Source organism: Pseudomonas sp. AAC (genome assembly GCF_000725445.1).
GTDB lineage: Bacteria > Pseudomonadota > Gammaproteobacteria > Pseudomonadales > Pseudomonadaceae > Pseudomonas > Pseudomonas citronellolis.
Genome location: NZ_KL647097.1, coordinates 445,057 through 458,914, shown reverse-complemented (window position 1 = coordinate 458,914; position 13,858 = coordinate 445,057). Strand labels below are relative to the sequence as shown.

Here is a 13,858-nt window from a genome sequence, read left to right as displayed (position 1 = left end):
GCAGCATCAACCCCCCCCCACGACCCCGCCGGTCTGGTGGCGCCACAGGCGGGCGTAGAGGCCGCCGTGTTCGATCAGTTCGGCGTGGCTGCCGCTTTCGACGATGCGGCCGTGTTCCAGCACCACCAGGCGGTCCATGCGGGCGATGGTGGAGAGGCGGTGGGCGATGGCGATCACCGTCTTGCCCTGCATCAGCGTCTCCAGGCTTTCCTGGATGGCCGATTCCACTTCCGAATCCAGCGCCGAGGTGGCTTCGTCGAGGATCAGGATCGGTGCGTCCTTGAGCAGCACACGGGCGATGGCGATGCGCTGGCGCTGGCCGCCGGAGAGCTTCACGCCGCGCTCGCCGACGTGGGCGTCGAGGCCGGTGCGGCCCTGGGCGTCGTACAGCTGCGGGATGAACTCGCTGGCGCGGGCCTTGCGCACCGCCTCCTGCAGTTCTTCCTCGCTGGCGCCGGGGCGGCCGTAGAGCAGGTTGTCGCGGATCGAGCGGTGCAGCAGCGAGGTGTCCTGGGTGACCATGCCGATCTGCGCGCGCAGGCTCTCCTGGGTCACGTGGGCGATGTCCTGGTCGTCGATCAGGATGCGCCCGCCTTCGAGGTCATACAGGCGCAGCAGCAGGTTGACCAGGGTCGACTTGCCGGCGCCGGAGGGCCCGACCAGGCCGATCTTCTCGCCCGGGCGCACCACCAGGTCCAGGCCCTGGATCAGGCCGCTGCCCTTGCCGTAGCTGAAGTCCACCTCGTCGAAGCGCACCTCGCCGCGCGTCACCACCAACGGCTTGGCGTCGGGCGCGTCGACCACCTGGCGGGGGATGGCGATGGTCTGCATGCCGTCCTGCACCTGGCCGATGTTCTCGAAGATGCCGCCGACCACCCACATGATCCAGCCGGACATGTTGTTGATGCGGATCACCAGGCTGGTGGCCAGGGCGATGGCGCCCACCGAGATCAGTTCCTGGCTCCACAGCCACAGCGCCAGGCCCGTGGTGCCGGCGATGAGGATGCCGTTCATGATGGTGATGCTGACGTCCATGGAGGTCACCACGCGCCCGGCGCGCTGGGCCTTGTGCGTCTGCTCGGCGATGGCCTCGCGGGCGTAGTCCTCTTCCTGGCGGGTGTGGGCGAACAGCTTGAGGGTGGTGATGTTGGTGTAGCCGTCGACGATGCGCCCCATCAGCTTGGAGCGCGAGTCCGAGGCGGCCACCGAGCGGCGCTTCACTTGCGGCACGAAGTAGGCGAGGGCGCCGACGTAGGCGATCACCCAGAGCACCAGGGGGATCATCAGCCGCCAGTCGGCCTCGGCGAACAGCACCAGGGCGCTGATGGTGTAGATCGCCACGTGCCACAAGGCGTCCACCACCTGCACTGCCGAGTCGCGCAGCGAGTTGCCGGTCTGCATGATGCGCTGGGCGATGCGCCCGGCGAAGTCGTTCTGGAAGAAGCCCAGGCTCTGCTTGAGCACGTAGCGGTGGTTCTGCCAGCGGATCAGGTTGGTCATGCTGGGGTTGATGCTCTGGTGCACCAGCATGTCGTGCAGGGCGTTGAACAGCGGGCGCAGCACCAGCGCCACCACGGCCATCCAGGCCAGTTCGTTGCCGTGCAGGCGGAAGAAGTCGGCGGGCGCGGTGTTCTGCGCGAGGTCGACGATGCGCCCCAGGTAGCTGAACAGCGCCACCTCGATCAGGGCGACGATCAGGCCGACCACCAGCAGGATCGAGAACACCGGCCAGACCTGGCGCAGGTAGTAGGTGTAGAAGCGCCAGACGTCGGCCGGAGGCATGTGCTCGGGGGCGTCGCGGAAGGGGTCGATGAGCTTTTCGAAGCGGCGGTAGAGCATGATGTCTCTCGGTTGTCGCGGGCCCGTCCCGGGCCCGCCGTTTCAGGCCTCCGTCAGCGTGGGAATCGGGGATTCTCAGAGACGCTTGGCGGAGAGTATGACCACCGGCTCGGCGGGCACGTTCTGGTACATGCCGCGGTTGGTGGTGGGCACCTTGGCGATCATGTCGACCACGCCCATGCCGCGCACGACCTTGCCGAACACGGCGTAACCGAAGTCGCGCTGGCCGTGGTCGAGGAAGTCGTTGTCGGTCAGGTTGACGAAGAACTGGCTGGTGGCCGAGTTCACGTCGCTGGTGCGGGCCATGGCCAGGGTGCCGCGGGCGTTGAGCAGGCCGTTGTCGGCCTCGTTCTTGATCGGCTCGCCGGTGTCCTTCTCCTGCATCTTCTCGGTGAAGCCGCCGGTCTGCACCATGAAGCCGGGGATCACCCGGTGGAAGATGGTGCCGTTGTAGAAGCCGCTGTCGACGTAGCCGAGGAAGTTCTTCACGCTGATCGGCGCCTTGGCGCTGTCGAGTTCTACCTCGATCTCGCCCAGGGTGGTGGAGAGCAGCACGTGGGGTTTCGCCGGGTCGGCGGCGAGCGCCGAGGTGGCCAGGACGAGGGTACAGGCGGCGAGCAGGAAGCGTTTGAACAGGGTCATTTTGCGGATGTTTCCTGAGGTGTTTTAGGAATGGTCTACCTGCTCGAGGAAGTCGAGCAGGGTGCTGTTGAAGGCTTGCGGCTGGTCCAGCGGGGTGGCGTGGCGCGAATCCTCGATCACCACCAGGCGCGCGTTGGGCAGGCGCTCCACGTAGGCCTGCTTGAGCGTCACCGGGGTGTAGTCGCGGTCGGCGCTGACCACCAGCGTCGGACAGGTTATGCGCCCCAGGCGCTCCTGCACACCCCAGCCGATGATGGCGTGCAGGCTGGAAAGGTAAGCGCGTTTGTCGTTCTGCGGCCAGCGCTGCTCGATCTTGCGCCGCAGGTCGGCCTGCTCCGGCTTGGGGAACAGCAGCTTGCCGAGGGCCTTGCCCACGGTGTCCAGGCCCAGCACGTGGGCGAGGAACAGCCGGCGCGCCACTTCCAGGTATTCGCGCAAAGTGCGCGGCTTCACTTCCGGGGCGCTGTTGACGATGGTCAGGCTCTTGAGCAGGTCCGGCCGGCGGGTGGCCAGCTCGAAGCCGATCATTCCGCCCATGCTGATGCCCACCAGGTGCACCGGGGCCAGGCGCAGTTCCTCGATCAGCGCCGCCACGTCCTCGGCGAAGCCGGCGATGCTGTAGCGCTCGCGGGGCTTGTCGGACTGGCCGTGGCCGCGCACGTCGAGGGCGATCACCCGGTGCCGCCGGAGCAGCTCCGGCACCTGGTACTCCCAGTCGCGGCTGCTCGAGCCCAGGCCGTGCACCAGCAGCACGGGCGTGCCCTGGCCGCTGTCCTCGAAGTACAGGCGCTGGCCGTCGTGGTGCAGGTAGGGCATCGGCGGTTCTCCGGGTCAGGCGCTCGGCGGCGCGGCGAAGGGGGCGTCCAGGGGTACGTTGGCGAAGGTCTTCAGCAGTTCGACGAGGATCTGCGTGGCCGGGCCCAGGGGCTTTTCCTTGTTCGGATAAAGATAGAAGCGGCTCTCGCGGGTGACGCCCTGGGTCAGCGGCAGCGGCTTCAGCGAGCCGTCGCGCAGTTCGCGCTCGATCATGTGCCGCGGCAGCCAGGCGAAGCCCAGGCCGTTGCCGACGAAGGTGGCGGCGGTGGCCAGGCTGCCCACCGTCCAGCGCTGCTCGGCGCCCAGCCAGCCGACGTCGCGCGGCTGCAGGCGGCCGGAGTCGCGGATGACCACCTGCATCTGGCTTTCCAGGTCCTGGTGCGTCAGCTCGCGCTGCAGGCGGTGCAGCGGATGGTCCGGGTTGGCCACGGCGACGAATTCCACGGTGCACAGGTCGGCGCCCAGGTAGCCGGCGATGTTCAGCCCGCTGATGGCCAGGTCCGCATGGCCCTGCTGCAGCGCCTCTTCGACGCCGGACAGCACCTCCTCGCGCAGCAGCACGCGGCAGCCGCGGCTCTGCGGCACGAACGCGGACAGCGCGCGGACCAGGCGCAGGGTGGGGTAGGCTGCGTCCACCACCAGGCGCACTTCCGGTTCCCAGCCCTGCTCCATGTGGTGGGCCAGTTCCTCCAGCTGGCCGGCGCTCTTCACCAGTTGCCGCGAGCGCCGCAGCAGCACCTCGCCGGCCTCGGTGAGCACCGCCTTGCGGCCGTCGATGCGCAGCAGCGGCACGCCGAGCTGCTCCTGCATGCGCGCCACCGTGTAGCTGATGGAAGACTGCGAGCGGTGCAGGGCCTCGGCGGCCTGGGCGAAGCCGCCGTGGTCGACCACCGCCTGCAGCGTGCGCCATTGATCCAGGGTAACGCGGGGCGCTTTCATCCTCGCCTCCTCTTGTCTAATCTGGCGCTCTGCCTGAACCGAGCGAGACCGCCACATGAAAAGAATCTGCTGTGCGTTGCTGCTGTCGCTGCCGTTGACCGCCCTGGCCTACCCGATCGAGGTGGAGAAGTCCCTCAACGGCACGGAGATCGACGTCCAGACCCAGGACATCGGCGACAGCATGGGCGCCGTGCTGTTGCAGAACTACGGCAAGCAGGACGTGGCCTGCACCGCGGTGTTCCAGAACGGCCCGGAGTCGCCCAAGGTGCGCAAGACGGTGCTCGCCGCCGGCAAGTCCAGCAACCTCACCGCCAGCTTCGGCCGCGCCATCATCAAGCTGCGCATCAAGCTGACCTGCAACCCGGCCTGAGCCGGCAGCGCATGTTCTCCAGACTAGGAGCAGACGCGGTACAAATCAACTAAATCGATATTTTGAAGCAATTATTTCTGCTTTTTTATCGATAAGTCATTCCATAAGCTGGCCTCCATCGACGCAAACGACCGCTGGAGGTCAAGCCCATGTCCCGTGTTCTGGTAATCGAAAGCAGCGCCCGCCAACAAGGTTCGGTCTCCCGCCAGCTGACCGCCGAGTTCATCGCCAACTGGCGCGCCGCCCACCCCGCCGACGAGATCCAGGTCCGCGACCTGGCGCTGGAACAGGTGCCGCACCTGGACGCCGACCTGCTGGGCGGATGGATGAAGCCGGCCGAGCAGCACAGCGCCGCCGAGCAGGCCGCGCTGCAGCGTTCCAACCTGCTCACCGAGGAGTTGCTGGCCGCCGACGTGCTGGTGCTGGCCGCGCCCATGTACAACTTCGCCATCCCCAGCACCCTGAAGTCCTGGCTGGACCACGTGCTGCGCGCCGGCGTCACCTTCAAGTACACCGAGACCGGTCCCCAGGGCCTGCTCGGCGGCAAGCGCGCCTACATCCTGACCAGCCGCGGCGGCGTCTACGCCGGCGGCCCGCTGGACCACCAGGAGCCCTACCTGCGCCAGGCCCTGGCCTTCATCGGCATCCACGACGTCACCTTCGTCCATGCCGAGGGTCTGAACATGGGCCCCGAGTTCGCCGAGAAAGGCCTGGCCAAGGCCCGCGAGCAACTGGCCGCGGTGGCCTGACCCCAGATTCCGGCTTACCACTTGCGCGCCCGTCGCTCCTGGGCGCGACGCCCGGTCGACGCACTTCCCCCCTGCGAATGTCGACCGGGCTTTTTCTTTGCCGGGGTTCGCGATGACATGGGGCGCCGGCCCTGCCGGCGGGATCGCGGATGAATCCTATCCACGTCGTTCCCATGTAGGAGCGCGCCCTGCGCGCGAATCGCGGGCAGGGCCCGCTACAGGCCGACGCTGAACCTCCCGTTCATGCCGGACAGCACCCTGGCCCTTTCTTCGCCCCGGCAAAACCGCTATGTTCCACGCCCCTTTTCGGTGCGCCTGTCCGGTCATGCCTTACCTGCTTTTCGTAACCGTCCTCTGGGCGTTTTCCTTCAGCCTGATCGGTGAGTACCTCGCCGGCCAGGTGGACAGCTATTTCGCCGTGCTCACCCGGGTGCTGCTGGCCGGCGCGGTGTTCCTGCCGCTGACGCGCTGGCGCGGGGTGGCGCCGCGCTTCATCGGCGGGGTGATGCTGGTCGGCGCGCTGCAGTTCGGCATCACCTACGTCTGCCTGTACCAGAGTTTCCGCGTGCTGACGGTGCCCGAGGTGCTGCTGTTCACCGTGCTCACGCCGCTGCACGTGGCGCTGATCGACGACGCCCTGAACCGCCGCTTCAACCCCTGGGCGCTGCTGGCAGCGGCGGTGGCCGTGCTGGGCGCGGCGATCATCCGCTACGATGGCGTCAGCGGCGACTTCATCGAAGGCTTCCTGCTGCTGCAACTGGCCAACGCCACCTTCGCCGCCGGCCAGGTGCTGTACAAGCACCTGGTGGCGCGCTACCCGTCGGACATCCCGCAGTACCGCCGCTTCGGCTACTTCTTCGTCGGCGCGCTGCTGGTGGCGTTGCCCGGCTGGGTGCTGCTGGGCAACCCGGCCAAGCTGCCGACCACCGAGGTGCAGTGGCTGGTGCTGCTGTTCATGGGCCTGCTGGCCACTGCCCTTGGGCAGTTCTGGTGGAACAAGGGGGCTACGCTGGTGGATGGCGGCACCCTGGCGGTGATGAACAACCTGCACGTGCCGGTGGGGCTCCTGATCAACCTGCTGATCTGGAACGAACATGCCGACCTGGCCCGCCTGGCCCTGGGCGGCGGGGTGATAGTGGCGTCGCTCTGGGTGAACCGCCTGGGGCTGGCGCGGAGGGCCGTGGCATGAACATTTCCGGTCGCGGCGTCGCCCTTTCCCTGGCCGCCTCGGTGCTCTTTGTCACGCTGCCGGGCTACCTGCGCTGGCTGGCGCCGCTGGACAGCATCCAGATCGTGGCGCACCGGGTGGTCTGGTCGATCCCCATGGTCCTGCTGCTGGTGGCCTTCACCGGCCAGGGCGGCGTGCTGCGCGATGCCGGCCGGCGCCTGCTGCGCGAGCGCTGGCTGCTGCTGTGCTTCCCGCTGAGCGCGGCGATGATGCTGGTGCAGTGGGGCGTGTTCATCTACGCGCCCATGGTCGGCCAGACCCTGCAGCTGTCCCTGGGCTACTTCCTGCTGCCGCTGACCATGGTGCTCTGCGGCCGGCTGTTCTACGGCGAGCGCCTGACGCCGCTGCAGGGCATCGCCGTGGCCTGCGCGCTGGTCGGCGTGCTCCACGAGCTGTGGCTGACCCGCGCCTTCTCCTGGTTCAGCCTGATCACCGCCCTGGGTTATCCACCGTATTTCATGCTGCGCCGGCGCATGGGCGTGGACGCGCTGTCCGGCTTCGTCTTCGAGATGGCGGTGCTGCTGCCCTTCGCCCTGTGGACCATCTGGCACTTCGGCGACCTCCAGGTGTTCGCCGAAACGCCGCGGCTGTGGGCGCTGCTGCCGATGCTGGGGCTGATCAGCGCCCTGGCCTTCGCTGCCATGATGGCCTCCAGCCGGCTGCTGCCCATGGGGCTGTTCGGCATCCTCAGCTATGTCGAGCCGATGCTGCTGTTCCTGCTGGCGGTGCTGTTCCTCGGCGAGGCGTTCCAGCCGCAGCAGCTGTGGACCTACGGGCCGATCTGGCTGGCCATCCTGCTCACCGGCTGGGACAGCGCGCGGCTGCTGCGCAAGCAGGCGCGGCGCGAGCGGCGGGGTGGTGGGGCGTGATGAGGCACGCTTTCAGCCACGCCATTTCAATGTAGGAGCGCGCCCTGCGCGCGATTCGCGGGCAGGGCCCGCTCCTACAGCCCTGCCCAACCGTGGGGCGAATAACCGTTCGCGGTTATCCGCCGTTGGTCCCGCGCCCATGAAAAACGCCGTTTTCCCGGGCAGGGAAAACGGCGTCCTTGTTCTCGCGGCGCGGGCCCTTACTCGAAGCGATTGCCCGGCAGGTCGGCCTTGGCCAGGGTCTCCGGCAGCACGCGCTTGGCCGCCAGGTAATGGCGTTGCCAGTACTTGTCGTTGAGGTTGGCCACTTTCACCCGCTGCCCGCGGCGCGGGGCGTGGACGAAGCGGTCGTTGCCGACGTAGATGCCCACGTGGTCGACGTTGCGGCTGCGGATGCGGAAGAACACCAGGTCGCCGGGCTGCAGGTCGCGGCGCGCCACCTTGGGGTTGCTGCTCTGGTAGATGGCCCGGGCGGTGCGCGGCAGCTCGACGTCGTCGACGTCGCGGAACACGTACTTGACCAGGCCGCTGCAGTCGAAACCCTTGGGCGAGGTGCCGCCCCAGCGGTAGGGCGTGCCGATCATGCTGAAGGCGCGCTGGGTGACCTGGTGGGCGTCACTGGGCTGCTGCTTCGCCGGCGGGGCGATGCTCAGCAGCTCCTTGCCCTGTACCGGGACACGGAGTTCGAGGGGGGCGGGCGCGTAGGAACGCGTGGCCCGTGGGGAAGCTTCCACCCCGGTTACAACGGCGGCCAAACTGGCTGCCAAGCCTATGGAAAGGCATGTCAAAAGGGTACTGCGCATTCGGCATGTCTTCTTTCTGGTTGTGGATGTAACCCAGACTCCGCTGGATCGCCGTTGCTCTTCGGCGGGCGATGGTTTCCTTTGGTCCGCGAAAAATTCCGCGCATTCTGACCGACTTTTCGTGACAGTGTTTTGACCGTCCGTCGCTTGTGGGGAGCGCCGTGTGACTCGGCGGGCATTCGGTGACATGTGTTCGGACTGCCCGGTCGGGCGCCGACCTTATAGCCGAAAGCCCTATGCCAGGCGGGTTGCCGGGAGATGGCCCAGGTTCGCGCGAGGGGGGCCGGAAGGGGGCGGGAAGGGCGCGGGGTGGGACCTGGTGTCGCAGGGAAAAACCCGACGAAATGCAGGTCCTCTGACGATTTCCGTCAGTCGGCGAGGTGTTCGCGTAGCGCCGGCAGGACTTTTTCGCGCAGCAGCGGCGCCAGCGGCTCGGGGTGGCGGCCGTCTTCCAGCCAGGCCAGCTCTTCCGGTTCGGCGGCGGCGCGGGGGCTCACTTGAGGACCTGGTAGCGCACCTGCACGATGCCGCTGGGGAAGCTGCGCTGTTCCAGCAACTGCAGGCGCCGTTCGAGCCCGATGCCGAACAGCGGGATGCCGGCGCCGAGCAGGTGCGGAATGATGCTGACGATCACCTCGTCGAGCAAGTCCGCCGCCAGGCAGTTGCCGGCCAGGCTGCCGCCGCCCACCAGCCAGATGCGCTGGCAGCCGCGGCCTTCCAGGCTGGCCAGGGCTTCGCTGGGCGGGCAGTGCTGCAGTTCCACCTGGGGCGAGGCCAGCGGCAGCTGGTTGGCGCGGGTGAGGACGATGGCCGGCTTGTCCGGGTAGGGCCAGTCGCCGAAGTCCAGGCATTGCAGGTAGGTGCCGCGGCCCATCAGCAGGCCGTCGATGCCGGCGTAGAAGGCTGAATAGCCATGGTCGTCGTCATGGCCGTCGAATGCGTCCAGCCAGTCGACGCTGCCGTCGGGGCGGGCGATGTAGCCGTCCAGGCTGCTGGCCACGTAATAGATGAGGGTGGCGGACACGGCGTTTCTCCGGGAAAGGCGCGCGGAAGCGCGCGCCTGCCTTGAGCATGGCACCGGCCAGGCGAGGCAGCCAGGCCGGGGGCTGTCGCCCGTCCGATCGGAGCCTGGCGCGGGTTCTCAGGCCTGTTCCATGTCCAGCGCCGGGTGGCGTTCGCTACGAGCCGCCGGTGTCGGCAACAGGCCCTGCAGCCCGCCACGCAGGTCCTGGCCGCTGGGCTGCTGGTAGACGCCCAGGCCGAACTCCGGCAGCACCGCCATCAGGTAGTCGAAGATGTCGCCCTGGATGCGCTCGTAGTCCAGCCACGCGGTGGTGCGGGTGAAGCAGTAGATCTCCAGGGGCACGCCCTCGGCGCCGGGCTGCAGCTGGCGGACCATGCAGGTCATGTGCGGATGGATGTCCGGGTGGGCCTTGAGGTAGGCCTCGGCGTAGGCGCGGAAGGTGCCGATGTTGGTCAGCCGCCGGCGATTGGCCGACAGCGGCACGTTGCCGGCGTTGGCCTGGTTCCACTCGGCCAGCTCGTCCTGCTTGCGCCGCAGGTAGTCGGTCAGCAGGCGCACGCCGGACAGCTTCTGCGCCTCGGCCTCGTCGAGGAAGCGCACCTGGCTGGCGTCGAGGTACAGGCTGCGTTTGATGCGCCGCCCGCCGGACTGCTGCATGCCGCGCCAGTTCTTGAACGACTCGGACATCAGGCGCCAGGTGGGCACCGAGACGATGGTCTTGTCCCAGTTCTGCACCTTCACCGTGTGCAGGGTGATGTCCACCACGTCGCCGTCGGCGCCGACCTGGGGCATCTCGATCCAGTCGCCCACGCGCAGCATGTCGTTGCTGGTCAGCTGCACGCTGGCGACGAAGCTCAGCAGGGTGTCCTTGTAGACCAGCAGCAGGACCGCGGACATGGCACCCAGGCCGGAGAGCAGCAGCATCGGCGAGCGGTCGATGAGGATCGACACCACCACTATGCCGCCGAAGACGAAGAGGAACAGCTTGGCCAGTTGCACGTAGCCCTTGATCGAGCGGGTGCGGGCGTGTTCGGTGCGCGCGTAGATGTCCAGCAGGGCGTCGAGCAGGGCGCTCAGGGCCAGCAGCAGGAACAGCGCGGTGACCGCCATGGCCAGGTTGCGCAGGAAGGCCTCGGGCCTGCCGGCCAGGTTGGGGATCAGCACCAGGCCGAACTGCACCACCAGCGATGGCACGGTCTGCGCCAGGCGCTGGAACACGCGGTTGTCGCGCAGGTCGGCGAGCCAGCTCAGGGCCGGCTGGCGCGCCAGCAGGTCGGCGGCGCGGCGGACCAGGAAGCGGGCCAGGCGGCCGACGATCCAGGCCACTGCGAGGAGGATGACGAGGCCGAGGGCGGCGCTGGTCAGCGGGTGTTGGTCGAGCAGGGCCCAGTAGCCCTGGAGGGTGGCGAGGGGAGAGGAAAGGTCCATAGGCCGGAAACATCCTTTGGATCGGGGCGCCAGTGCGGGGTGGCGCGTGGTGCGGAGGCTACGGGGTAGCCGCGAAGGCCCGGCCGCGGTGGCCGGGATGAGCGCGGCATTGTAACGGCAGGGTAGCGGCAGGGCCGAGCAGGATATTTCCGAAATGTAACCTCAGCCCGCCAGCTCCTCCAGGGTGCGCCCGCGGGTCTCGATGCCGAAGCCCCAGACCACCGCCGCGGCGACCAGGAAGCACAGCGCACCGAGAGTGAACACGCCGCCCTGGCCGGCCACCGGCAGGACCAGGCCGCTGACCGTGGGGCCCAGCAGCGAGCCGACGCGGCCCACCGCCGAGGCGAAGCCCGAGCCGGTGGCGCGCGCCGAGGTGGGGTACAGCTCCGGGGTGTAGGTGTAGAGCACCGCCCACATGCCGAACAGGAAGAACTGCATGGCCAGGCCGAAGCCGATCAGCAGCGCCAGGCTGCCGCCGAACACCGCGGTCTGTCCGTAGGCGTAGGCCATGGCGCCGCCGCCCAGGAGCATCAGCACGCAGCTCGGTTTGCGGCCCCAGCGCTCCACCAGCCAGGCGGCGCAGAGGAAGCCGGGGATGCCGGCCAGGGAGATCAGCACCGTGTAGTACACCGACTGCGTCACGGCGAAGCCGGATTGCTGCAGCAGGGCGCTGAGCCAGGAGGTCAGCCCGTAGAAGCCGAGCAGGGCGAAGAACCACAGGCTCCAGACCGTCAGGGTGCGGCTGCGGTAGGCCGGCGACCAGAGTTCGGCGAAGGCGCTGAAGAAGCCCGGGCGGCTCGGCTCGGGGCGCGCCAGGGCCTGCGGCTCGGGCAGGCTGGATAGCTTCAGCGAGGCCATCACCCGCGCCTCGATGCGCTGCAGCGAACGCTCGGCCTTGTCCGCCAGCCCGGCCTGTTCCAGCCAGCGCGGCGATTCCGGGACCATGAAGCGGATGGCCAGGACGAACAGCGCCGGGAAGGCCAGCAACAGGAACAGGCTGCGCCAGCCGGCCATGGGCAGCACGAAGTAGGACAGGCAGCCGGCGGCGATGAAGCCCAGCGGCCAGAAGCCGTCCATGAGGGCGATGTAGCGGCCGCGGGCCCTGGCCGGGATCATCTCCGAGAGCAGCGACTGGGCGATGGGGAATTCCATGCCCATGCCGATGCCCAGCAGCACGCGGTACAGCGTCAGGCTCTGCACGTCGCCGGCGGTGGAGCACAGGTAGCTGGCCAGGCCCCAGAGCACGATGCTCCACTGGAACACCGGCTTGCGTCCGAAGCGGTCGGCGAGCATCCCCGACAGCGCCGCGCCCAGGACCATGCCGAAGAAGCTGGAGCTGGCCAGCAGCCCGGCCTGGGCGCTGGACAGGCCGAACTCGGCTTTGATCGAGCCGAGCAGGAAGGTCATCATCGCCAGGTCCATGGAATCGAAGAAGAACGCCAGGGCGATGATCACGAAGATCAGCCGGTGGTAGGGGCTCAGCGGCAGGCGCTCGAGGCGCTCGGCGGCGGTGGGGCGATGCGGCATCTCGACACTCCTCGGGCTGTCCTGCGGCCAGTCTGGGACGGGCCTGCGCGGCGGACTTGCCCGAGGGCGACACGGGGCGTGCGGATCGCGACCGGCGAATAAAACCTGCTTTCGGGCGCGGCAACCGTTAGGCTATGCAGCTATTTGGTCCTTTCGTCTTCCCGAGGTCTGCCTTGTTCGCCCAATTCGCCCTCCACGAACGCCTGCTCAAGGCGCTGGAAACCCTGTCCTTCACCGAGCCGACCGCCGTCCAGGCCGCGGCCATCCCGAAGGCGCTGGAGGGCCGCGACCTGCGCGTGACCGCGCAGACCGGCAGCGGCAAGACCGCCGCCTTCGTGCTGCCGCTGCTGCACCGCCTGCTCAGCGAGGAGAAGCCCAGGAGCGGCGCCCGCGCGCTGATCCTGCTGCCGACCCGCGAGCTGGCCCAGCAGACCCTCAAGGAAGTCGAGCGCTTCGCCCAGTTCACCTTCATCAAGGCCTGCCTGATCACCGGCGGCGAAGACTTCAAGGTGCAGGGCGCGCGCCTGCGCAAGAACCCGGAGATCATCATCGGCACCCCCGGCCGGCTGAACGAGCAGTTCAACGCCGGCAACCTGCCGCTGGGCGACGTCGAGGTGCTGGTGCTGGACGAGGCCGACCGCATGCTCGACATGGGCTTCGCCGAGGACGTGCTCAAGCTTGCCGGCGCCTGCCCGGCGCAGCGCCAGACATTGTTGTTCTCCGCCACCGCCGGCAGCGGCCTGCACGCGATGGTCGAGCAGGTCCTGCGCGAGCCGGAAAGCCTGCAGCTGAACCGCGTCAGCGAGCTGAACGAGGACATCGCGCAGCAGGTCATCCTGGTCGACGACAACGCCCACAAGGAAGCCATCCTGCACTGGCTGCTGGAGAACGAGACCTTCGACAAGGCCATCGTCTTCACCAACACCCGCGTCCAGGCCGACCGCCTGACCGGCCGGCTGATCGCCGCCGGGCACAAGGTCTTCGTGCTGCACGGCGAGAAGGACCAGAAGGACCGCAAGCTGGCCATCGAGCGCCTGAAGCAGGGCGCGGTGAAGATCCTCGTCGCCACCGACGTGGCCGCCCGCGGCCTGGACGTCGAGGGCCTGGACCTGGTGCTGAACTTCGACATGCCGCGCCGCGGCGACGAGTACGTGCACCGTATCGGCCGCACCGGCCGCGCGGGCGAGGCCGGCCTGGCCATCTCGCTGGTGTCGCACAGCGACTGGAACCTGATGTCGAGCATCGAGCGCTACCTCAAGGTGCGTTTTGAACAGCGCACCATCAAGGAGCTCAAGGGCAGCTACAAGGGGCCGAAGAAGGTCAAGGCCTCGGGCAAGGCCGCCGGCACCAAGAAGAAAAAGACCGATTCCGGCAAGAAGGCCGGGGCCAAGCCCGCCGCCAAGCGCAAGCCGGCGAACAAGCCGAAGGCGGCGCCCTCGTCGGTGGTCAGCAACGACGGCATGGCGCCGCTCAAGCGCAAGAAGCCGGCTGCCGAGTAAGCCGTAGCCCCCTCGCGGGCCCTGCCCGCGATCGCGCGCAGGGCGCGCTCCTACAGGTTGACGCCGACCTTCTCGCGCACGCCGAACGGCCCCGTAGGATGGGGTGAGCGAAGCGATACCCATCG

General features: G+C 68.2%; 14 protein-coding genes. 5 read left to right on the top strand and 9 right to left on the bottom strand.

All coding sequences use genetic code 11. From position 1 onward, the window contains the following. Positions 1–6 precede the first annotated feature (6 nt). From FG99_RS15835 to FG99_RS15820, 4 genes are all read right to left on the bottom strand, one after another. Positions 7–1,839, bottom strand: a complete 1,833-nt coding sequence (locus FG99_RS15835; RefSeq protein WP_043270978.1) for an ABC transporter ATP-binding protein — start codon at positions 1,837–1,839, stop codon at positions 7–9. A 75-nt stretch (positions 1,840–1,914) separates the two neighbouring features. Beyond that, entirely contained in the window at positions 1,915–2,475 is a 561-nt protein-coding gene (locus tag FG99_RS15830; protein ID WP_043271553.1) for a peptidylprolyl isomerase, read from the bottom strand. A 30-nt stretch (positions 2,476–2,505) separates the two neighbouring features. After that, positions 2,506–3,297, bottom strand: a complete 792-nt coding sequence (locus tag FG99_RS15825) for an alpha/beta fold hydrolase (RefSeq protein ID WP_043270975.1) — start codon at positions 3,295–3,297, stop codon at positions 2,506–2,508. A 15-nt stretch (positions 3,298–3,312) separates the two neighbouring features. Beyond that, positions 3,313–4,236 (bottom strand): PA3225 family LysR-type transcriptional regulator, encoded by a 924-nt coding sequence (locus FG99_RS15820; RefSeq protein WP_009623637.1) that lies wholly within the window; start codon positions 4,234–4,236, stop codon positions 3,313–3,315. 55 nt (positions 4,237–4,291) lie between these two features. Here FG99_RS15820 and FG99_RS15815 point away from each other — a divergent pair, with 55 nt between their 5' ends. The 4 genes from FG99_RS15815 (at position 4,292) to rarD (ending at position 7,452) form a co-directional block, all read left to right on the top strand. Further along, positions 4,292–4,606 carry a hypothetical protein gene (locus tag FG99_RS15815; protein ID WP_009623635.1) on the top strand — a complete coding sequence of 105 codons (315 nt, stop codon included), beginning with the start codon at positions 4,292–4,294 and terminating at the stop codon, positions 4,604–4,606. Positions 4,607–4,755: 149 nt separating this feature from the next. Continuing rightward, positions 4,756–5,355, top strand: coding sequence for an FMN-dependent NADH-azoreductase (locus FG99_RS15810; protein ID WP_043270972.1), 600 nt, complete (start codon positions 4,756–4,758; stop codon positions 5,353–5,355). A 325-nt stretch (positions 5,356–5,680) separates the two neighbouring features. Then, a complete protein-coding gene (locus FG99_RS15805; protein WP_043270970.1) occupies positions 5,681–6,544 on the top strand; it encodes a carboxylate/amino acid/amine transporter in 864 nt (287 codons plus the stop codon). Next, positions 6,541–7,452, top strand: a complete 912-nt coding sequence (gene rarD / locus FG99_RS15800; RefSeq protein WP_043270967.1) for an EamA family transporter RarD — start codon at positions 6,541–6,543, stop codon at positions 7,450–7,452. The genes FG99_RS15805 and rarD overlap by 4 nt, the downstream gene beginning before the upstream one ends. A gap of 200 nt (positions 7,453–7,652) precedes the next feature. Here rarD and FG99_RS15795 read toward each other — a convergent pair whose 3' ends face one another. From FG99_RS15795 to FG99_RS15780, 5 genes are all read right to left on the bottom strand, one after another. Continuing rightward, the gene (locus tag FG99_RS15795) at positions 7,653–8,255 is read right to left on the bottom strand and encodes a C40 family peptidase (protein ID WP_043270965.1); all 603 of its coding nucleotides are present in this window, start codon (positions 8,253–8,255) and stop codon (positions 7,653–7,655) included. 368 nt (positions 8,256–8,623) lie between these two features. Next, complete coding sequence (locus FG99_RS32875) at positions 8,624–8,752, bottom strand: NUDIX hydrolase (RefSeq protein ID WP_009623629.1); 129 nt, start codon at positions 8,750–8,752, stop codon at positions 8,624–8,626. Beyond that, positions 8,749–9,279 carry a dihydrofolate reductase family protein gene (locus FG99_RS15790; protein WP_043270963.1) on the bottom strand — a complete coding sequence of 177 codons (531 nt, stop codon included), beginning with the start codon at positions 9,277–9,279 and terminating at the stop codon, positions 8,749–8,751. The genes FG99_RS32875 and FG99_RS15790 overlap by 4 nt, the downstream gene beginning before the upstream one ends. A gap of 117 nt (positions 9,280–9,396) precedes the next feature. After that, entirely contained in the window at positions 9,397–10,707 is a 1,311-nt protein-coding gene (locus FG99_RS15785; RefSeq protein ID WP_043270961.1) for a mechanosensitive ion channel family protein, read from the bottom strand. Positions 10,708–10,869: 162 nt separating this feature from the next. Beyond that, positions 10,870–12,234, bottom strand: a complete 1,365-nt coding sequence (locus tag FG99_RS15780; RefSeq protein ID WP_043270959.1) for an MFS transporter — start codon at positions 12,232–12,234, stop codon at positions 10,870–10,872. Positions 12,235–12,368: 134 nt separating this feature from the next. On the opposite strand from FG99_RS15780, the gene FG99_RS15775 reads away from it, so the two are divergent. Beyond that, the gene (locus FG99_RS15775) at positions 12,369–13,733 is read left to right on the top strand and encodes a DEAD/DEAH box helicase (protein WP_141766135.1); all 1,365 of its coding nucleotides are present in this window, start codon (positions 12,369–12,371) and stop codon (positions 13,731–13,733) included. Positions 13,734–13,858: the final 125 nt, after the last annotated feature.

Bases quoted from the DNA above. Each gene is read 5' to 3' on its own strand.
- FG99_RS15835 (WP_043270978.1), bottom strand. From the start codon at position 1,839: ATGCTCTACCGCCGCTTCGAAAAGCTCATCGACCCCTTCCGCGACGCC.
- FG99_RS15825 (WP_043270975.1), bottom strand. From the start codon at position 3,297: ATGCCCTACCTGCACCACGACGGCCAGCGCCTGTACTTCGAGGACAGC.
- FG99_RS15820 (WP_009623637.1), bottom strand. From the start codon at position 4,236: ATGAAAGCGCCCCGCGTTACCCTGGATCAATGGCGCACGCTGCAGGCG.
- FG99_RS15815 (WP_009623635.1), top strand. From the start codon at position 4,292: ATGAAAAGAATCTGCTGTGCGTTGCTGCTGTCGCTGCCGTTGACCGCC.
- FG99_RS15810 (WP_043270972.1), top strand. From the start codon at position 4,756: ATGTCCCGTGTTCTGGTAATCGAAAGCAGCGCCCGCCAACAAGGTTCG.
- FG99_RS15805 (WP_043270970.1), top strand. From the start codon at position 5,681: ATGCCTTACCTGCTTTTCGTAACCGTCCTCTGGGCGTTTTCCTTCAGC.
- rarD (WP_043270967.1), top strand. From the start codon at position 6,541: ATGAACATTTCCGGTCGCGGCGTCGCCCTTTCCCTGGCCGCCTCGGTG.
- FG99_RS15795 (WP_043270965.1), bottom strand. From the start codon at position 8,255: ATGCGCAGTACCCTTTTGACATGCCTTTCCATAGGCTTGGCAGCCAGT.
- FG99_RS15785 (WP_043270961.1), bottom strand. From the start codon at position 10,707: ATGGACCTTTCCTCTCCCCTCGCCACCCTCCAGGGCTACTGGGCCCTG.
- FG99_RS15780 (WP_043270959.1), bottom strand. From the start codon at position 12,234: ATGCCGCATCGCCCCACCGCCGCCGAGCGCCTCGAGCGCCTGCCGCTG.
- FG99_RS15775 (WP_141766135.1), top strand. From the start codon at position 12,369: ATGCAGCTATTTGGTCCTTTCGTCTTCCCGAGGTCTGCCTTGTTCGCC.